Source organism: Acinetobacter lwoffii, from assembly GCF_049367455.1.
Classification (GTDB): Bacteria; Pseudomonadota; Gammaproteobacteria; order Pseudomonadales; family Moraxellaceae; genus Acinetobacter; species Acinetobacter lwoffii_W.
Map to the genome: position 1 here is coordinate 3,069,833 of NZ_JBMPXW010000001.1, position 20,160 is coordinate 3,089,992.

Here is a 20,160-nt window from a genome sequence, read left to right on the forward strand (position 1 = left end):
TGATTGAAATAAAAAGGACATAACCCTATTTTAGTTTCCACCAAGAAATTAAAGCAAAGTTATGTCCATTGAAGAATTTATCATTTTTGTCTATGTAATCATAGAAGAACTTTATCCCATTGTTGTTACTCAGCCCCTGAGAACTCGTGGTTTTCCGCCTGCTGTTACTGATGCAGAAATCATCACTATGCAAATAGTAGGTGAATTTCTTGGTTTAGATACAGACAAAAATATTTGGATGTATTTCAAAAACAATTGGTTAGAATGTTTTCCAAAATTAGGATCTTATCCCAATTTCTGTAAACATTGTGCAAACCTGTGGCATGTCAGTCAATCCATTATGGCACAGCTCATTCAGCGTTATGGTTCAGATAACATTCACTTTATTGATGGCTTCCCACTCCCTGTCTGTAGTTATACCAGAGCTAGAAAGCATAAAAACTTTAAAGAATACGCAGGTTTTAGTTATTGTGCTGCAAAACAAGAAAAATATTATGGTTTCAAAGCTCATATCGTCATTAATCTTTCAGGCATGATTTCGGGTTATACCTTTGCACCTGCTCATTGTGATGAGCGAGATGTTGCACCTGAAATTACGAATGATATTTACGGTTTACTGGGAGCAGATAAGGGCTATTTAAGACCAGAATTGAAACGATATTATGAATATCAGGGTATTGATTTACAAACACCCTTTAGAAAAAACATGATAGATTTCAGACCTAAAGAGACACTGCAAATACTGATGAAAGCCAGAAGAAAGATTGAAACAGTGATTGGTCAATTAACAGATCGCTTTCACATTCAGAAAGTGAGGGCAAAAGATCTATGGCATTTAACCCACCGCATAACTCGTAAAATTCTGTCGCATACAATTTGTGTGGTGCTAAATAAAAAGCTTGGTCATTCACCAATTCAATTCGAAAATCTTATTTTAAGTTGAGATTGGCGTAAGTGATCTAAAAGATTAATACGAATTTTAGATTAACTTCTATTTTAATAATTTTAATAAAGCTTCTGCGGTTGCAGCAGAAGAGGCCGGATTTTGCCCGGTAATCAGTAAACCATCTTGCTGTACATGCACCTGCCAATCCTCAGCTTTGGAATATTTCCCGCCTTTTTCTTTCAGCATGTCTTCCACTAGAAATGGGACAACATCGGTTAGGCCTACGCCGTCTTCTTCGGTATTAGTAAAACCGGTGACTGTCTTGCCTTCTACAATCGAATGACCTTCGGCATCTTTGACTTCACGAAGTACACCCGGTGCATGACAGACCAGCGCAACAGGTTTATCTGCCTGTAAAGTCTGCTCAATTAAAGAAATAGAATTCTGGTCTTTGGCTAGATCCCATAATGGACCGTGACCACCCGGATAGAACACGGCATCAAAATCCTGATTTAAGACTTCACTCCACTTATGTGTATTGGCAAGAGCCTGCATGGCCACCTCATCTGCTTCAAAGCGTTTGGTGGTTTCGGTTTGCGCATCCGGCTCATTACTTTTTGGATCTAATGGTGGCTGACCACCTGCAGGAGAAGCCAAAACTACCTCTGCGCCTGCATCGACAAAGGTGTAATAAGGCGCAGCTAGCTCTTCCAACCAGAAGCCAGTTTTTTTGCCAGTATCGCCCAGCTGGTCATGTGAAGTCAGTATCATCAAGATTTTCATATTATTTTCCTGTAGCTCATTAAAAAACATCGCGAATGATCGACTGTTAATTTAACAAGTCATGAGCGTCAGGAATGTTGTGATACGTTCATTTGCTGTATCGATACGTTGTTGTTTCAGTTGATTTAACTAAAGTACGTAGCCTTGCAAAGTGAACAGTGTGTTCAATATTCATCTGCCCATTAACAGGTCTTGCTGAAGATCGGCTTGTTTACGCAAGAAATCCCAGACCAGTTTAATTTTTGGTTCATGTTGCAGATCGACCAGCGTCAGCATCCAGAAAGTGTGGGTAAAACTGAGCTGCTGACCCAGCACCTCTTTCAGTTCACTTTTATCATTGACCAGAAATTTCGGCAAAATGGCCAGTCCAGCACCTGCACGCACGGCAATTTCCTGCGCCAGAATACTATTACTGCGAAAACAGGCACTGACCTGCAAGGGAAGACGCTCCAGCGAATACAGTGCAGTGCTATAGACGAGATCATCAATATAATCGACAAAACGGTGCTGCTGGAGGTCTTCCAGTTTTTTAATTTCCGGATTTTGCTGTAAATAATGCTGGCTGCCATACAGTTTCAGGCAGTAGTTAGACAAACGAGTAATGATATAGGGGCCAGATTTGGGCCGGTCAATCGCGATCACAATATCGGCTTCTCGATGTGAAAGTTTGATCGCTTTCGGTACCGGAATCAGGTCAATGGTCAGCAAAGGATAATGCTGGGAAAATTCTGCCAAAAGACGGGCTAAAAATGCCGTACCAAAACCTTCTGGCGCACCAATCCGGACCCGACCTTGCAAAGGGTCGTGGCGCTTGTCAATCTGGATAAAGGACTGCTCCATCTGTTCCACACGCGGTACCAGTGCCAGACCTTCCGAGGTCAGTTCATAACCGGTGGCTTCGCGCTTAAACAGTTGAGTACCGAGGGTATTTTCCAGGGCCTGAATCCGCCGTGCCACGGTACTGTGTTCAACCCCAATCAAGCGTGCTGCATTGGTGAGCGTTTTAGCACGCGCTAAAACCAAAAAGAAACGTAAATGATCCCAATCCACTTTCATTTTTTATTTAACATCCTGTTAAATTCCTGTGCATATTTGCACAACCATCGTGCACCAATTTCTATTGGTGGTCAAAGTGTTCTTTGTTAGTCTGCTGAAACAGCGTAAAAATTATACGTTAAATAAAAGCCAGTAAAGGCAGATACAACGACAATAACAAACCAGCACGGAGCGACCATGAACGCCATTTCTCATCCACAGCAAAGTACCGGATTCACCACCGCAAAACTTCTCATTAATGGTGAATTTGTCGAATCAAAAACCAGCCATTGGCAAGATATTGTTAATCCTGCCACTCAGGAAGTTTTGGGCCAAGTGCCTTTTGCCACTGCTGAAGAAGTCAATGCAGCGATTGCGGCTGCGCAAAATGCCTTTGCCAGCTGGCGCCAAACCCCGATTCAGGCCCGTATGCGCATCATGCTGAAATTGCAGGATCTGATTCGTACTAATTTAAAAAGTATTGCCCAGGTATTAACGGCGGAACAGGGGAAAACTCTGGCCGATGCCGAAGGTGATATTCAGCGCGGTCTGGAAGTGGTGGAGCATGCCTGTTCGATCGGTTCACTACAAATGGGTGAGTATATTGAAGGTGTGGCACGCGGTGTCGATACCTATACTTTGCAGCAACCCTTGGGTGTCTGTGCAGGAATTACCCCGTTTAACTTTCCGGCGATGATTCCACTGTGGATGTTCCCGATGGCGATTGTCTGCGGCAATACTTTTGTCTTAAAGCCTTCTGAACAGGATCCACTATCGACCATGATGCTGGTTGAGTTAGCGATTCAGGCAGGTGTGCCGGCAGGCGTACTGAATGTGGTACATGGCGGCAAAGAAGTGGTCGATCTACTGTGTACCCATCGCGATATCAAGGCGATTTCTTTTGTCGGTTCGACTGCAGTCGGCACGCATGTCTATAACCTTGCAGGCCAACACGGCAAGCGTGTGCAGTCGATGATGGGCGCCAAAAACCATGTGGTGGTGATGCCAGATGCGAATAAAGAACAGACCTTAAATGCCTTGGTCGGTGCAGCTTTTGGCGCAGCAGGTCAACGTTGTATGGCACTTTCCGTGGCGGTAATGGTCGGTGAGACCAAGCACTGGGTCGATGAACTGGTCAATAAAACCAAAACCTTAAAGGTAAATGCCGGGCATGAACCGAATACCGATGTTGGACCAGTGATTTCAACCCGTGCCAAATCGCGTGTCATCGATTTAATTAACAGTGGTGTTGAACAGGGTGCCGAACTGCTACTCGATGGCCGTGATGTGCAGGTTCCAGGCTATGAACAGGGTAATTTTGTCGGACCAACGATTTTTAATCAGGTCACGACCGATATGCGCATTTATAAAGAAGAAGTATTTGGTCCGGTACTGGCGATCATGCATGTCGATACTTTAGAACAGGCGATTGCACTGATTAATGCCAATCCGTTTGGTAATGGCGTTGGACTGTTTACCCAAAATGGCAATACGGCACGTAGCTTCCAGAACCAGATTGATATCGGTCAGGTGGGCATTAACATTCCAATTCCCGTACCTGTGCCTTTCTTCAGTTTTACCGGTTCACGCGGTTCAAAACTGGGTGATCTCGGTCCTTATGGCAAACAGGCGGTGCAGTTCTATACCCAGACCAAAACCATTACCAGCCGCTGGTTTGAAGATGACCAGGAAACCACTGGTGTCAATACCACAATCAGTCTGCGTTAAGGAGCATCAGCATGAAGATTGCATTTATCGGTTTAGGCAACATGGGCGGCTCCATGGCGCAAAATCTGCTCAAGTCCGGTCATCAGGTTTTTGGTTATGACTTAAGTGCAGTGGCTATACAGCATTTTGCAGAAGCTGGCGGTGTGGTCTGCGACAGTCCACAGGCTGCCGCGAAGCAGGCGGAGATCGTGGTCAGCATGTTGCCTGCAGCCAAGCATGTGCGTGAAGTCTATTTAGGTGAACACGGTATTCTGGAGGTGCTTCAAGCGGGCAGCTTATGTATCGACAGCAGCACCATTGATCCGCAAACCATTCAGGAGGTTGCTGCAGCAGCGCAGGCCAAGCAGATTCGCGTCTGTGATGCACCGGTATCCGGCGGTACTTTAGGTGCCAAAGATGGCACTTTAACCTTTATGGTCGGTGCAGATGATGCCACCTTTGAGGCCGTTAAACCTGTTCTCGGCTGTATGGGTAAAAATCTGGTGCATTGTGGTGCGGTGGGAACAGGACAGGTGGCAAAAATCTGTAATAACCTGATTCTGGGCATTTCCATGACTGCCGTTGCAGAAGGAATGGCACTCGGAGCCAAACTGGGAATTGATCCGCAGGCGCTGGCTGGGGTAATCAACAGCTCCACTGGACGTTGCTGGAGTTCTGAAATTTATAATCCATGGCCCGATATTTGTGCCAATGCACCGTCATCGCGGGGTTATACCGACGGTTTTGCCGCACAATTGATGCTCAAAGATTTAGGTTTGGCGGTCGATGCAGCGCAACAGGTGGATCAGCCGGTTGTACTCGGCAGCATGGTACAAAAACTCTATCAACAGCTCTGTCAGGAAGGAGATGCCCATCTGGACTTCTCCAGCATCATGCATCAATACACCACGCCAAATGCTTAAAACTTAAAAGATTCAGATGGAGCAAGGATTCGCTTCAATAATTACACCTTGTCAGTAATAACGATAAATTCAGGCTGAGGTTTAACATGTTAGATTATCAAACAACGGTTCAAGACTTTGATTTAAATACGGTTGCAAGCCAGTATCTCTCCGGTTCAATGCAGGCAGTAAATGCCTGTTATGAATGCTGTGACCGTCATGCCGATTCCGATGCCATTGCCCTATACTGGCATGGTAAAGATGGCAGAAAAGAACAATATAGCTTTGCCGAGCTCAAAAAATATTCCAGCCAGTTTGCCAATTTTCTTAAGTCTCAAGGCATTGGTAAAGGTGATCGTGTTTCCGGATTATTACCGCGCACCCCGGAGCTGATAATTACCATTTTAGCGACCTGGCGGATTGGTGCGGTCTATCAACCGTTATTTACGGCCTTTGGGCCTAAAGCCATCGAGCATCGCATTCAGCTGGCGCAAAGTAAGCTGGTGGTGACTGATCTGGCGAATCGGGAGAAATTATCCGAGATCAGCAACTGTCCACTGATTGTGACGGTACATGCCGAAATTGAGGCAGAGCGCTATCCGCACGACCTCAGCTTCTGGACGGTATTAAACCGTCAGGCTGAAGCTTGTGAGCTGGAAATCCTGAGTGTTAATGATCCTTTTTTATTGATGTTTACCTCCGGTACTACTGGACCAGCGAAACCTCTTAAAGTCCCTTTAAAAGCACTGATTGCTTTTGCAAGCTATATGCAAAATGCCATTGGTCTAACTCCTGAAGATGCATTCTGGAATATTGCCGATCCCGGCTGGGCCTACGGATTGTATTACGCGATTATTGGTCCCTTAATGCTTGGACACTCGACCTTGTTTTATGAAGGTGGGTTTAATGCGGAAAGTGTCTGCGAAATTGTTAAGGAATATGGCATTACCAATCTGGCCGGTGCACCGACTGCTTACCGCATGATGATGGCAGCCGATCCTGCTCAAATGGCAAAACTGCGCGGCAAGTTACGTGTCGTCAGCAGTGCGGGAGAACCGTTAAATCCGGAAGTGATCCGCTGGTTTAAAGAGGTGCTAGATGTGCCGATTTATGACCATTATGGCCAGACCGAAGTCGGGATGGTGGTGTGTAATCATCATGCTTTGGAACATCCGGTCCGTTCAGGTTCGGCAGGCTTTGCCAGCCCGGGTTACCGAATTGCCGTTGTCGATGAACAGGGGCATGAATTAGCAGCTGACATCCCGGGCATCCTGGCAGTGGATATCAGCCAATCGCCGATGATGTGGTTCTCTGGCTATGAAGAAAGCCGTAAATCTCCCTTTGTCGGCCACTACTATTTAACCGGTGATACCGCAGAAATCCATGCTGATGGCAGTATGAGCTTTGTCGGGCGTAGTGATGATGTCATTACAACGTCAGGCTATCGGGTCGGCCCATTTGATGTGGAAAGTGCCTTGCTGGAACATGATGCCGTGATTGAAGCTGCGGTGATTGGTGTACCTGACCCCGAGCGTACCGAAGTGATTAAAGCCTTTGTGATTCTGGCGAATAATTTTGCAGCTTCGACCCATCTGGAAGAAGAGCTGGGTCAATTTGTGAAAAAGCGTTTATCTGCACATGCCTATCCGCGCCTGATTGAATTCGTGACCGAATTGCCGAAAACCCCAAGCGGTAAAATTCAACGCTTTTTACTGCGCAATCAGGAAATCAACAAGCAGCAAGCCAAGACCGCATAATAGCTAAAGCCAACAAATTGAATAAGAAGATTAAATAAAGAGATTAAAGGAAGCATCGATGCAATTAACGGAAGAGCAAAAACTAATTCAGGATATGGCCAAAAGCTTTGCCCAGGAACAGATTAAACCCTTTGCCGGCGAGTGGGATCAAAAAGGCATTTTTCCTAAGCAGGCCTTGGCCCAAATGGGAGAGCTGGGTTTTTTAGGCATGCTGATTCCGGAAGAATGGGGCGGTTCGGGCACAGGTACGCTGGCTTATGTTCTAGCCCTAGAAGAAGTCGCTGCGGCCGATGGTGCAACATCCGCGATTATGAGCGTACATAACTCGGTGGGTTGTGTGCCGATTTTCAAGTTCGGCACGGAACAGCAAAAGCAGCAATTTTTAAAGCCTTTGGCTCAAGGTGAAATGATTGGTGCCTTTGCCTTAACCGAACCGCATACCGGATCGGATGCTGCCGCGATTAAAACCCGGGCGATCAAGGACGGCGATCACTACATTCTGAATGGCGCCAAACAGTTCATTACCTCAGGCCACAATGCCGGGATGATTATTGTCTTTGCCGTGACCGACCCATCTGCGGGCAAAAAAGGCATGAGTGCATTTTTAGTGCCGCGCGACACACCTGGCTATGAAGTGATTCGGGTGGAAGAAAAACTCGGCCTGCATGCTTCGGATACCTGTCAGATTGCCCTAACTGATGTCCGCATTCATGAAAGTTTAAGACTCGGCGCCGAAGGCGAAGGTCTGAAAATTGCCCTAGCAAATCTGGAAGGCGGGCGAATCGGTATTGCCGCACAGGCGGTTGGTTTGGCGCGTGCCGCTTTAGAAGAAGCAACGGCCTATGCGCATGATCGGGTCGCCTTTGGCAAACCGATTTTTGAACAGCAGGCGATTTCTTTCAGGCTGGCCAGTATGGCGACTGAAATTGAAGCGGCACGGCAACTGGTCCATTTTGCAGCACGCAAGAAAGAAGCCGGTGAAGCCTGTTTAACCGAAGCCTCCATGGCCAAGCTATTTGCTTCAGAAATGGCAGAACGTGTCTGTTCCAAAGCGCTGCAGATTTTTGGTGGCTACGGTTATCTCAAAGATTTTCCAATTGAACGGATTTACCGCGATGCGCGGATTTGTCAGATTTATGAAGGCACCAGCGATATTCAGCGGCTGGTGATTGCGCGCAGCCTCTAATTTTAAAAGGATTTATCTCATGCAATGGCAAACAATTTTATTAGAACAACGTAATGGTGTCGGGCTGATTACTTTAAATCGTCCGCAAGCTTTAAATGCACTAAATAACCAGCTGATTGTTGAAGTCAATCAGGCACTGGATCAGCTGGAAAAAGATCCGGCAATTGGCTGTATTGTGATTGCCGGTTCGGAAAAAGCCTTTGCCGCCGGTGCCGATATTAAAGAAATGGCAGATCTGAATTTTCCGCAAATTTATCTAGATGATTTTTTCAGTCTGGCCGACCGGATTGCCCAGCGCCGCAAACCTTTAATCGCCGCAGTGAGTGGCTATGCCTTGGGTGGTGGTTGCGAGCTGGCATTGATGTGCGACTTTATTTACTGCGCTGAGAATGCAAAATTTGGTCTGCCCGAAGTTACTTTAGGCGTGTTGCCAGGCATTGGCGGTACCCAGCGTTTAACCTTGGCGATTGGTAAGGCCAAAGCCATGGAAATGTGCCTGACTGCACGGCAGATGGGGGCGCAAGAAGCGGAACAAAGTGGTCTGGTAGCTCGGGTATTTGCTAAGGAAGAATTACTGGAGCAAACCCTGCAAGCTGCCGAAAAAATTGCTGAAAAGTCACTTACTGCCGTGATGATGATTAAAGAATCAATTAATCGGGCCTTTGAAGTGAGCCTGGCAGAAGGCCTGCGCTTTGAACGTCGAGTGTTCCATTCCATTTTTGCCGGTGCTGATCAAAAGGAAGGCATGCAGGCCTTTGTGGAAAAACGCCCCGCTAAATTTACCCATCCATAAAACAAGAATAGGAAAATAAAATGAGTGATGAAAATAATTTAGCGATTTGGGTAGAAGGAGGTCTGGGCATCATCAGCCTGGACCGCACCAGCCATTTAAATGCCTTAACCCTGCCGATGATTCAAGGCATTCAGGCACAACTCGATCAGTGGTGCCATAAACCACAGGTACAAGCGGTTCTGATCAATTCCAACAGTCCCAAGGCGTTCTGTGCCGGAGGAGATATCCGCTATCTGTATGACAGCTATCAGGCCGGCAATACCCAATATCAGGATTTTTTTGCCACTGAATATAAGATGCTGAGCACCTTGCGTAATTTTCCAAAGGCCGTGATCGTGATGATGGATGGCTATGTACTGGGCGGAGGCTTTGGATTGGCTCAAGCCTGTCATATCAAAGTTACGAGTGAAAAATCACGTTTTGCCATGCCAGAAACTGCGATTGGTTTTTTCCCCGATGTCGGTGCTACCCATTTTCTGTCCCGACTGGATGAAGTCGGTGTCTATATGGCATTGACTGGTGAGCAAATCAGTAGCAGTGATGCGCTGTATCTGGATCTGGTGGATTATCATGTGCCGAGTGAGCGTTTTGCTGAATTAGAAGCAGCATTGATTGCAGCACCGGTATTAAACCCGATTGAGATTCAAAAGATCATTAGTTCCTATATTACGCATCCGGTAGAAAGCGAGCTGCAAAAACGTTCAGATCTGATTAATCAGCATTTTGGCTATCAACACCTGGAGGAGATTGAACAGAGCCTTGCTCATGCAAGTAGTGCAACTAATCAGGAATGGGCCAATAAAATGCTGACCATTTTGCAGCAGCGTCCGGTGATGGCAAAACAGACCAGCCTGAAGTTACAGCAAGCCGGACAGAATTTGTCGCTGGAAAAATGTATGCAGCTAGAACGGGACTTGCAGGATGTCTGGTTAGAGCAGGGCGATTTTATTGAAGGGGTTCGTGCGCTGATTATTGATAAGGACAAAAATCCACAATGGCGAACCGAAAATGCAAAATTTGAACAAACACTGGAAAAGCTCTGGCCAGCATGGACTCAGCAGCGTATCGAAAATATTACTTAAAGCTGATGGTAAAAGACCCTCTATAATTTAATTATAGAGGGTCTTTGTATCTGTCCCATACTTTCATCGACATGAATTCTATTTAGTGGGACGGTTTCTTTTTCTTGCCGCCACCATCTTGTTTGTTGACCGTTGACCAGGCAATACGTTCGGCTTCTTCCTCAGAACGACCACGTTCTTTTTCGCTTTCTTCAATATGTTGGGCCTGCCGTTTCTGTTTATCGGTATAGGCTGATTTTTCACCTCTAAGCATCTTAATATCCTCATCAGGTTTGGCTGAAATTACTATAACAAGAGCTTACTTTTGCGAGGGTAAGTATTTGTTGGAAACATTTTATAAAAACAATTTTTTTTAAATATGAAAATCCAAAGATTAAATAGATGAAGATAACGGTCAGCTAGAACCGCTATCTTCTGTGCCAGATTAGCCGTTAATAATACTGCCGCCATTCACATGAATCACCTGACCTGAAATATAGCTGGCTTCTTCACTGGCCAGAAATAAATACGCCGGTGCTACTTCACTTGGCTGGCCCATGCGGCCCATTGGGGTACTTTTACCAAAATCTTTAAGCTGTTCTTCATCAAAACTGCTCGGAATGAGTGGGGTCCAGATTGGGCCCGGAGCGACACCATTGACGCGAATGCCCGTTTTATTTTTTAATAAATTGGTGGAAAGGCTTCGGGTAAATGTAGTGATGGCACCTTTCGTGCTGGCATAGTCAATCAGCTGATCATGTCCGTGATAACTGGTAATACTGGTGGTATTGATAATGCTGTCACCTGCTTGCATATGCGGAATCACCGCCTGAGTCAGGTGGAACATCGACAGAATATTAACATTAAATGTTTTAAGTAATTGCTCGGGCGAGATATCGGTAATACTTTCTTTCGGGTATTGAACCCCGGCATTATTGACCAGAATATTAATCGTTTTAAATTCCTGAAGGGTCTTTTCCACCATTTTCTTGATTTCATCTTGATCTTGTAAATCACATTGAATCAGCAGACAACGGCGGCCTTCATCTTCCACCATTTTTTTGGTGTCCCGTGCATCCTGATCTTCATCCAGATAGCAAATAGCGATATCTGCACCTTCGCGGGCAAATAAGACCGATACAGAGCGGCCAATTCCGCTATCACCACCAGTAATCAAGGCAACTTTGCCTTTTAATTTTTCACTGCCTTTATAATGCGGTTTAATAATTTCCGGTGCAGGGTCCATTTGGGTTTGCACGCCAGGTTGATGGTCTTGGGTTTCAGTTGAAGCTGGGGTTTCAGGATAATGATTCATATCTTTTCCAATTCCAATGATTGTGGCCATATAAGAAAAAATATATTAGAAGCTTTTGGGCAAAATGAGGCTGGACTCAACATTTCATAACAGAATGTATTCGAGATTTATCAATTATTCATTGAAACGGATCAGGTTGACCAATCAGAACAGAAAAAGCTAATGGAACAGCTTCTGGCTACACTTAAATAGTTAAGGTGGTCTTGAAAGGTGAAATTTGATTAGGAAAGGTAAAGTATCAACGGAGATTTAAAATCTAGACATACATAGGCCTTTTTTACTGGGCTTGTATATAAAATAAATGGAGAGTTTGTTAACTCTCCATTTATTCATTCTGATGTATTTAAAAAATTTCTATAGAAATAAATTAAAGATTATCACTTAAATTAATTCTGGCTTGTGCTGCTTTTTCCTTTTTGACTGAGGTTTTACCCCAGTTAAACTTTTGTGCGCAGATGCCTAAGCCTACAATAAATAATGCAAGCACACTGGTATAAACCACTTCTTTAAAATACGTCCCCTCAATAATCATGGTAATTAAAGCGCCGACAATAAAGATAATGACCAGATAAGTGAGCCATGGGAATAACCACATCTTGAATGGAATATTTTGTCCTTCAGCTTCCAGTTTTTTACGTAACTTAAGCTGAGAAATGGCAATAGCAAGATAGACATATAAAGATACGGTACCCGTCGCTAACATCAAGACATCATAAATATTCATACTTTCGGTGGCAGTCAGATAAATCGCCACGAAAGAAAACAGGCTTGAAAAGATGACACCTACCCATGGGCTGTTATTGCGGTTGGTTAAACCGAAACTCTTTGGTGCATCTCCACGTTTGGAGAGGGAATAGACCATGCGTGAACAGGTATAAAGTGCGGAGTTAAAGCAGCTACATACCGAGGTGAGCACGACAAAATTAACAATATGGCGTGCTTCTGGAATACCGAGTGCAGTAAGCGCTACGCTATACGTACCCCAGGTCGGATCTTTCAATAAAGGATTATTGTGTGGAATCAGGCAAACCGTAATCAACATTGAACCGACATAGAATAAAATGATACGCCATACAATTGAATTAGCGGCCTTACGAATTTCCTTGGCTGGATCTTTGGTTTCAGCTGCTGCTACGGTGACAATCTCTGCTCCCATATAAGCAAACATTACACCCAATAAGGCCGTGATCACCGATGAAAACCCATTAGGCATAAAGCCTTGAGCGGTTAGATGAGTTGTACCACCGAGCATAGAGGCATCGCCCCAAGGCCACAGGTGCATCACGGCCAAACTACCAAACACCAGAAACAGTACAATGGCAATGACTTTAATCAGGGCAAACCAGAACTCGAATTCACCAAAGTTTTTTACGTCACGGAGGTTAATCCAGACCAGCGCTACAGTGACCAGAAGCATATAGCCCCAGATCGGGATAAATGGAAACCAGCTATTTAAGATTTTCCCGGCGACAAAGGCTTCCCAGCCCATGAGCAAGGTCCAGAAAGACCAGTATAACCAGCCGATGGAAAATCCGGCCCAGCGCCCGATTCCTCGGTCCGCATAGGTTGAAAATGAGCCGCTGTCGGGATTCAGTACCGCCATTTCTCCCAGCATACGCATAATGAGTAAAACTAATATTCCACCTAGAGTATAGGCAATGAGTGCAGCAGGTCCTGCAGAATAGATGACATTACCGGAGCCGACAAAGAGTGCTCCACCAATGACGCCGGCAATTGAAATCATGGTGAGATGGCGTGATTTAAGTCCGTTTTTTAAGCCGTTTGATGATTCGGAATTGGAGAAATGTTGATGTTCTGCCATATAATTTCCCTTAATATCAATAGCGTAGCGGCAATAAAATTCCTTATTTGGCTTACGCTATCTTATCCTTTGAAACTGTAACCGAATTCATCAGTGCTTGACCAATATTAAGTTAATCTTAATAAAATGAATCCTTGTAGCCCTATAGACAGGATCACACTTTGATTAAAGTACGGTTACATGCTGTTCATGTATGCGGTTAATTTCTCTTTTTTGTTGTAAAGTGACGAGAGCCATTTTTGAGCAATTCAAAGGAGCCAATTGGCTTAAGAGATAAAAAATATAAGCAGGCAATATTTACAGAAAAATAAAGCTTACCTAAAATATCAGGCTAAAAGCAGGTTTACGTTCCCTTTAAAAATAAATTAAAAGCTTTTTGATTTTAAAAATATAATTGTATTGATCCCTGAGTTTTTACTAAGTTAAAGTGCGGATCCCATGCTCGCGCAAGCACTTTAACAATATCCCGAAAGCCACCAGAATTTCCTGTTCACTCACACAGGCAAAGCCCAGTAATAATCCTTTCTGCCGGGTGGAATAATGTTTGGTATAGTATTGCGATAAGGCTCTGACCTTGATTCCCAGTTCAAGCGCTTTGGATGCAATCAAGACATCATCACTGCTGCTGGGCAATTTTAAAATCAGATGCAAACCGGCGGCGGTATTGTATTCATGCAGAAAATCTTCACCTAAATGTCGGCGAATCAGGTCAATTAAAAAAGCGTGGCGTTTGCCATACAATAAACGCATTCGTCGGATATGCGCTTCATAATGTCCTTCACGGATAAATTCAGCGAGTGTTTGCTGATCGATTAAGTGACCACCACGATAAAGTTCCGAAGCTACAATTCGCAATGAAGAAAAGAGCTGTTTTGGTACCACTAAATAGCCAATACGCAGGGCCGGATAAATCGTCTTACTGAACGTCCCCATATAAATCACCGGAGAATCCGGCTCTAAACCTTGTAAAGAAGGATAGGGCTGGCCCGAGAACCTGAACTCGCTGTCATAATCATCTTCAACAATCCAGCTATTGTGCTGGCGTGCCAGTGCAATTAACTGTTTGCGCCGTTCTAAACTTAAATGTGAGCCCAAAGGATACTGATGCGACGGCGTCACAAAAATCAGTTTAGGTGGTTTCTTGGGATGCAGATCGGGAATAATCCCTTCCTGATCCACCGGTAAGGAACGTAGATTGACGCCATTAATTCGTAAAATATTACGCGCGCCCCAATAGGCTGGATCTTCGATCCAGACCTCATCGCCTATGTCGCTTAAAGTACGCGAGACCAAATCAATCGCCTGATGGGTGCCTTCGGTAATAATGATCTGATCAGCATCGCACTGCACTGAACGGGCAATTTTCAGATATTCTGCCAGCTCCTGACGCAGTTCTAGGGAGCCACCGGCATTGCTGTAAATCAGGTTGTTAACTTGAGGTTCACGGCTCAAACGCGTTTGGATTTTGCTGAAAATATGATGCGGAAATTCGGTTACATCGGGTGCGCCCGGTACAAAGGCTCCCCATTGATAAGGCGAAGCCGCGGAATAGCCGAGCAAGTAAGAACCGCGTTGCGACAGATTATAATTTTGCTGTGCTTTTTTTTCTGCAACGGCAGGAGAATTCTGTTCTGCCTTCACCAAAAAGGATTCGGATAATTTCTCTACTACCCAGGTACCTTGACCGGTACGGGCATCAACATAACCCTGTGCCTGTAATTGTTCATAGGCATTTAACACCGTATTACGCGATACCTGAATCTCTTTAGCCAAATCACGTGATGCAGGCAAGCGGGTTTTGGGAGCCAATACGCTATCAATAATCGCGTTACGCAAGCAGCGGAACAGGCGCATCTGTAATGTTCCTGTGACATCTTGCTGCAATCGCTGCAGTAAATAATCTCCAAGCAAGCTACGCAATTGGCTCTCTCCTACAAATTTGAAATGGCTCTCGTGAGAGCGGTATTGCTAGGTGCAAAATAGTCTGATCAGGCAGTCATTGTAAAGTGTCTTGTATGCGTTTTGATCATGTACCTGCGGCTTGAATGCGAGCATACAGGCGGGCAGGCAATATACACAGATACCGATTAAAACTAAAGCGGAAAATCTAGACACTGATTTTGTTTGGAGCGCGCTGAACTAAGACCTGAATCAAGCAATGATTGCCATAACAGCCGAATAGAGATGTGTTGCAGCCGCCAGGACATACGACTGCATATAACAAAAGGATCATAGAATGAACATGATGATGAAAGGATTGACCTATACCGAGCAAGGTACAACGGCCTGGAACAATTATCTTAAGCAACTGGATAAAGTAGCGCCTTATCTGGGTGAGCTGAGTGAACGACTGGACATGCTGCGACGCCCAAAGCGCAGTTTGATTGTCGATGTCCCGGTCATTATGGATGATGGTACGGTTCAGCATTTTGAAGGCTATCGTGTTCAGCACAATTTAACCCGCGGTCCGGGCAAAGGCGGTGTGCGTTTTCATCCAGATGTCAATTTGGATGAGGTGATGGCTCTGTCAGCCTGGATGACAATCAAATGTGCTGCTCTAAATTTACCTTTTGGTGGAGCCAAAGGCGGTGTGCGAGTCGATCCGAGCCAGCTTTCCAAACGCGAACTGGAACGCTTGACCCGACGTTATACGGCAGAAATCAATTTAATTATTGGACCGCAAAAAGATATTCCGGCACCGGATGTAGGAACCAATCCGCAAATCATGGCCTGGATGATGGACACCTTTTCCATGAATGCAGGTTCTACGATTACTGGTGTAGTGACCGGAAAGCCGGTGCATTTAGGGGGTTCTTTAGGCCGTAGTAAAGCCACAGGCCGTGGTGTGTTTATTAGCGGCCGTGAAGTTGCCCAGCAAATCGGTCTGGATTTAAAAAATGCTCGGGTCTGTGTACAGGGTTTCGGTAATGTCGGGAGTGAAGCTGCGCTGCTTTTCCAGGAAAATGGCAGCAAAGTGATCTGTGTTCAGGACCATTCCGCCACCCTGTATCAAGAAGAGGGGATTGATATTAAAAAGCTGCTTGAATACTCCAATGCCCACCATAAAATTCAGGGATTTTCTGCCAGTGATGAAATTTCTGCATCAGCTTTTTGGAGCATTCCTGCCGAAGTTTTTATTCCGGCAGCACTGGAAGGTGTGATTAATACTCAGGTCGCGCAAAATATTCAGGCCAAAATGATTCTGGAAGGTGCCAATGGTCCCACTTTGACTGAAGCGGATGAAATTCTGAGTGAGCGTCATATTACGGTGGTGCCAGACGTGATCTGCAATGCGGGTGGCGTGACGGTCAGCTATTTTGAATGGGTTCAGGATTTGGCCAGCTATTTCTGGACTGAGGAAGAGATTAACCAGCGTATGGATGCCAGTATGAAAAATGCGGTACAGGATGTATGGCAAAAAGCAGTTCAGGCCGGATGTTCTTTGCGTACAGCCGCTTATATTCTGGCTTGTGAACGTATTTTAATGGCACGCCAGGAACGCGGCATCTATCCGGGTTAAGCGAAGTTTTTTGCAAGATGAATTAATCCATAAAAACGACTAGATTTAATCCATGATGACCCATCGTAAATTTTTGCAATGGGTTTTTAAATTGGCTTCTTTATTTAAAAAGGAGCCAATTTTCATTATAAATATAAATAATTGTTTATAAATAAAATAATTTTATATTTTGACTATTTTACTCGTTTTAAATAGATCAATTGGCTCCTTTGAATTACTCAATAATGGCTCTCGTCTCATACGCGTAAAAGCGCAAAATGAACAACATCAGCCAGTCTTTGGCAAATTTCTATCCCAAGATCCGGATAGCAAAATTTACAACGTATGAATCAAGAATGAGGATACAAAATGGACAGTAAACACTCAGCACTGAATGCACGTAAACAGCAGGCAACACCACGTGGTGTTGGGGTCATGTGTCAATGGTACGCAGAGAAAGCAGAAAACTCGACCATCTGGGATGCAGAAGGCAATCAATATATCGACTTTGCGGGCGGGATCGCCGTACTGAATACCGGCCATCGTCACCCTAAAATTATTGCTGCGGTCACTGAACAATTAACCAAATTTACCCATACGGCTTATCAGGTTGTACCATACGAGAGTTACGTTGCTCTGGCAGAACGTATCAATGCACGCGCTCCAATTCAAGGTGCTGCAAAAACCTCATTCTTTTCGACTGGTGCTGAAGCTGTCGAAAATGCAGTTAAAATTGCCCGTGCCCATACTGGCCGTCATGGCATCGTGACTTTTGGCAATGGTTTCCATGGTCGCTCATTTATGACGATGGCCATGACCGGTAAAACTGCACCTTATAAACGCGACTTTGGGGTGATGCCTGGTGGTGTTTTCCATGCCCGTTATCCGGTGGAATCCAAAGGCATTAGTGTTGATGATGCAATTCAAAGCATTGAAGACATTTTCGCAGAAGATATTGCTGCGCATGACGTAGCAGCAATTGTGCTTGAACCTGTACAAGGCGAAGGCGGTTTTAATGTGGTGCCAGCAGAATTCCTGAAACGCTTGCGTGTATTATGCGATCAAAACGGCATTTTACTGATTGCTGATGAAGTACAGTCTGGTTTTGCGCGTACAGGTAAACTGTTTGCGATGGATTATTATGAGACCAAGGCAGACCTGATTACAATGGCCAAGAGTCTAGGCGGCGGTTTCCCGATCTCAGGCGTTGTAGGTCGTGCTGAAGTCATGGATGCACCAAATCCAGGTGGATTGGGCGGTACTTATGCCGGTAACCCGGTTGCTGTTGCGGCTGCCCATGCGGTACTGGATATCATTGAAGAAGAAGGTCTTTGTGAAAGAGCGAATGATCTAGGCGCAGAACTGGTTGATGTTTTACATGAACTGAAAATGTCATCTAGCATGGTCAAAGATATTCGTGCACTGGGCTCAATGGTGGCGGTTGAGCTTGAAACTGCGGAACAGGCAAAAGCTGTACAAAACCATGCCATGCAAAATGGTCTGTTAATCCTGACCTGCGGTCGTTATGGTAATGTAATCCGTTTCCTATACCCGCTCACGATTCCGGCAGAACAGTTCCGTGCGGGATTGGCTATCTTGAAACAAGGGTTTGCACTGTCTGTCGCAGCCTAATAAAAGAGTAATGATCATGCTTCAAGCGCAATATAGAGATTTATTACAGCATCCTGATATCAGCTTCGATCAGCCTGCCACGGATGAATATATTGAAGTCAAAGATGCAGCAACCCAAGCCACTTTGGCCTGGGTAAAATCCCATGACCGGACATCTGTAGAACAGCTGATAGCTCGTTCTCAGCAAGCCCAAAAAGCCTGGAAAACCAAGACAGCCCTCGAACGTGCGGATGTGCTTTGGGCCTGGTTCAATCTGATGCAGGAACATAAAGAATCTTTGGCTCAGATTCTGACTGCTGAACAGGGTAAGCCACTGGCTGAGGCGCGTGGTGAAATTGGTTATGCCGCTTCCTTTATCCGCTGGTTTGCCGAGCAGGCGCGCCGTATTGATGGTGACGTGTTGACACCAACGCTTGCCCATCAGCGTTTATTGGTCGTTAAACAGGCGATTGGGGTAACAGCTGCGATCACGCCATGGAATTTCCCGGCGGCGATGATTACCCGTAAAGCCGCGCCAGCTCTGGCTGCTGGCTGTTCCATGCTGGTTAAACCGGCTGAACAAACACCTTTAACCGCCTATGCGCTTGAAGTTTTGGCCTTGCGCGCAGGTTTGCCACAAGATGTATTGCTGCATGTTAGTGGTGATGCGGTTGCAGTGGGTCAGGTCTTATGTGAAAGCGAAACTGTGAAAAAGTTAAGCTTTACCGGTTCGACTCAAGTCGGCCGTATCCTGATGCAGCAATGTGCACCGACCATCAAAAAACTGTCTTTAGAACTTGGTGGCAATGCACCGGTTCTGGTCTTTGATGACGCCAATCTTGAACAGGCGGTACAGGGCATCATGGCCAGTAAATTCCGGAACAGTGGGCAGACCTGTGTTTGTGCGAACCGGATTTATGTACAAGATGGCATTTATGATGCACTGGTAGAAAAACTGGTGGCTGCTGTTGCCAAGCTGAAAGTCGGGGATGGCCGGGATGAAGCTTCTACCCAAGGTCCATTAATTGATGAGGCTGCGATTGAAAAAGTGCAATCACATATTGCAGATGCAGTGAGCAAAGGCGCACAGGTGAAAACCGGTGGACAGCGCTCAAATCTGGGCGGTACATTCTTCGAACCAACGCTTCTGACTGAAGTCACCCAACAGATGCGTATTGCAAAAGAAGAAACTTTTGGACCGTTGGCGCCGTTATTCCGCTTCAAGACTGAAGAAGAAGCAATTCAGATGGCGAACGATACGGAATTCGGTCTGGCCACCTATGTATTTAGCCAAAGTACAGCACGTCAGTGGCGTGTAGGCGAAGCCTTAGAATACGGTATGGTGGGAATCAATACCGGAGCTATCTCTAATGAGGTTGCGCCATTTGGTGGAGTCAAGCAATCAGGATTAGGCCGTGAAGGGTCCAAATTCGGTATGGATGAATATCTTGAAATGAAATATCTCTGTGTTGATATTTCTTCATAATGACGTTTAAAAAGTAAACGTATTCATTAAAAAACTGATAAGAAAATATCAGCCTCCAGTGAATCCCGCGTTTAATTTAAACCGGGATTCCTGTGATAGAGCAAGGATTTAACAGACAGATTGGAGCAGGGCATATTTTCAGTTGTTAAACCATTCTTCTTCTCTAAAATTCCCGCAAATATCAATTAAAGCATCAGCTTCTCATCAGGATTTAACCCTGATTTCTAACTTTAAACCAAAAGCATCCAGTAATTTCTGCATAGACTTGAGTGTTGGATTTCCTTCAGGTTGTTCCATTTTCTGTAGAGTCTGGGGAG

Annotated in this window: 16 protein-coding genes and 1 pseudogene; 10 read left to right on the forward strand and 7 right to left on the reverse strand. The window is 45.2% G+C overall.

Features of this window, described 5'->3' with window-relative positions; translation table 11 throughout:
• The first annotated feature begins 61 nt into the window (after nucleotides 1–61).
• Nucleotides 62–943 (forward strand): IS982-like element ISAba9 family transposase, encoded by an 882-nt coding sequence (locus ACO1B7_RS14685; RefSeq protein WP_005262138.1) that lies wholly within the window; start codon nucleotides 62–64, stop codon nucleotides 941–943.
• A 48-nt stretch (nucleotides 944–991) separates the two neighbouring features.
• Here the strand turns inward: ACO1B7_RS14685 and ACO1B7_RS14690 are convergent, their stop codons facing one another.
• Both ACO1B7_RS14690 and ACO1B7_RS14695 read right to left on the reverse strand, forming a co-directional pair.
• Nucleotides 992–1,669 (reverse strand): type 1 glutamine amidotransferase domain-containing protein, encoded by a 678-nt coding sequence (locus tag ACO1B7_RS14690; protein WP_423090294.1) that lies wholly within the window; start codon nucleotides 1,667–1,669, stop codon nucleotides 992–994.
• A gap of 171 nt (nucleotides 1,670–1,840) precedes the next feature.
• A complete protein-coding gene (locus tag ACO1B7_RS14695) occupies nucleotides 1,841–2,725 on the reverse strand; it encodes a LysR family transcriptional regulator (RefSeq protein WP_004280289.1) in 885 nt (294 codons plus the stop codon).
• 177 nt (nucleotides 2,726–2,902) lie between these two features.
• On the opposite strand from ACO1B7_RS14695, the gene ACO1B7_RS14700 reads away from it, so the two are divergent.
• From ACO1B7_RS14700 to ACO1B7_RS14725, 6 genes are all read left to right on the forward strand, one after another.
• Nucleotides 2,903–4,432, forward strand: coding sequence for a CoA-acylating methylmalonate-semialdehyde dehydrogenase (locus tag ACO1B7_RS14700; RefSeq protein ID WP_216986023.1), 1,530 nt, complete (start codon nucleotides 2,903–2,905; stop codon nucleotides 4,430–4,432).
• An 11-nt stretch (nucleotides 4,433–4,443) separates the two neighbouring features.
• A complete protein-coding gene (gene mmsB, locus ACO1B7_RS14705) occupies nucleotides 4,444–5,334 on the forward strand; it encodes a 3-hydroxyisobutyrate dehydrogenase (protein ID WP_216986022.1) in 891 nt (296 codons plus the stop codon).
• Between the two features lie 86 nt (nucleotides 5,335–5,420).
• Nucleotides 5,421–7,070, forward strand: a complete 1,650-nt coding sequence (locus ACO1B7_RS14710; RefSeq protein WP_216986021.1) for an AMP-binding protein — start codon at nucleotides 5,421–5,423, stop codon at nucleotides 7,068–7,070.
• Between the two features lie 58 nt (nucleotides 7,071–7,128).
• On the forward strand, nucleotides 7,129–8,256 hold the full coding sequence (locus ACO1B7_RS14715) for an acyl-CoA dehydrogenase family protein (protein ID WP_216986020.1): 1,128 nt from the start codon (nucleotides 7,129–7,131) through the stop codon (nucleotides 8,254–8,256).
• A gap of 19 nt (nucleotides 8,257–8,275) precedes the next feature.
• Nucleotides 8,276–9,049 (forward strand): enoyl-CoA hydratase, encoded by a 774-nt coding sequence (locus ACO1B7_RS14720; protein WP_216986019.1) that lies wholly within the window; start codon nucleotides 8,276–8,278, stop codon nucleotides 9,047–9,049.
• Nucleotides 9,050–9,069: 20 nt separating this feature from the next.
• Nucleotides 9,070–10,131: an enoyl-CoA hydratase/isomerase family protein gene (locus ACO1B7_RS14725; protein WP_216986018.1), complete on the forward strand. Its 1,062-nt coding sequence runs from the start codon at nucleotides 9,070–9,072 to the stop codon at nucleotides 10,129–10,131.
• 82 nt (nucleotides 10,132–10,213) lie between these two features.
• Here the strand turns inward: ACO1B7_RS14725 and ACO1B7_RS14730 are convergent, their stop codons facing one another.
• From ACO1B7_RS14730 to pdxR, 4 genes are all read right to left on the reverse strand, one after another.
• Nucleotides 10,214–10,384, reverse strand: coding sequence for a hypothetical protein (locus tag ACO1B7_RS14730; protein WP_423090295.1), 171 nt, complete (start codon nucleotides 10,382–10,384; stop codon nucleotides 10,214–10,216).
• 171 nt (nucleotides 10,385–10,555) lie between these two features.
• On the reverse strand, nucleotides 10,556–11,425 hold the full coding sequence (locus ACO1B7_RS14735) for an SDR family oxidoreductase (RefSeq protein ID WP_138742733.1): 870 nt from the start codon (nucleotides 11,423–11,425) through the stop codon (nucleotides 10,556–10,558).
• A 367-nt stretch (nucleotides 11,426–11,792) separates the two neighbouring features.
• Nucleotides 11,793–13,247, reverse strand: a complete 1,455-nt coding sequence (locus tag ACO1B7_RS14740; protein WP_180038846.1) for an amino acid permease — start codon at nucleotides 13,245–13,247, stop codon at nucleotides 11,793–11,795.
• Nucleotides 13,248–13,664: 417 nt separating this feature from the next.
• The gene (gene pdxR / locus ACO1B7_RS14745) at nucleotides 13,665–15,167 is read right to left on the reverse strand and encodes a MocR-like pyridoxine biosynthesis transcription factor PdxR (RefSeq protein WP_423090296.1); all 1,503 of its coding nucleotides are present in this window, start codon (nucleotides 15,165–15,167) and stop codon (nucleotides 13,665–13,667) included.
• Between the two features lie 328 nt (nucleotides 15,168–15,495).
• Here pdxR and ACO1B7_RS14750 point away from each other — a divergent pair, with 328 nt between their 5' ends.
• The 3 genes from ACO1B7_RS14750 (at nucleotide 15,496) to ACO1B7_RS14760 (ending at nucleotide 19,843) form a co-directional block, all read left to right on the forward strand.
• Nucleotides 15,496–16,767 carry a Glu/Leu/Phe/Val family dehydrogenase gene (locus ACO1B7_RS14750; protein ID WP_180038875.1) on the forward strand — a complete coding sequence of 424 codons (1,272 nt, stop codon included), beginning with the start codon at nucleotides 15,496–15,498 and terminating at the stop codon, nucleotides 16,765–16,767.
• Between the two features lie 348 nt (nucleotides 16,768–17,115).
• Nucleotides 17,116–18,378, forward strand: coding sequence for a 4-aminobutyrate--2-oxoglutarate transaminase (gabT, locus tag ACO1B7_RS14755; RefSeq protein WP_044110443.1), 1,263 nt, complete (start codon nucleotides 17,116–17,118; stop codon nucleotides 18,376–18,378).
• 16 nt (nucleotides 18,379–18,394) lie between these two features.
• Complete coding sequence (locus ACO1B7_RS14760; RefSeq protein WP_129717363.1) at nucleotides 18,395–19,843, forward strand: NAD-dependent succinate-semialdehyde dehydrogenase; 1,449 nt, start codon at nucleotides 18,395–18,397, stop codon at nucleotides 19,841–19,843.
• Between the two features lie 204 nt (nucleotides 19,844–20,047).
• Here ACO1B7_RS14760 and ACO1B7_RS14765 read toward each other — a convergent pair.
• Nucleotides 20,048–20,160, reverse strand: a pseudogene (locus ACO1B7_RS14765) (XRE family transcriptional regulator); the annotation flags it as partial.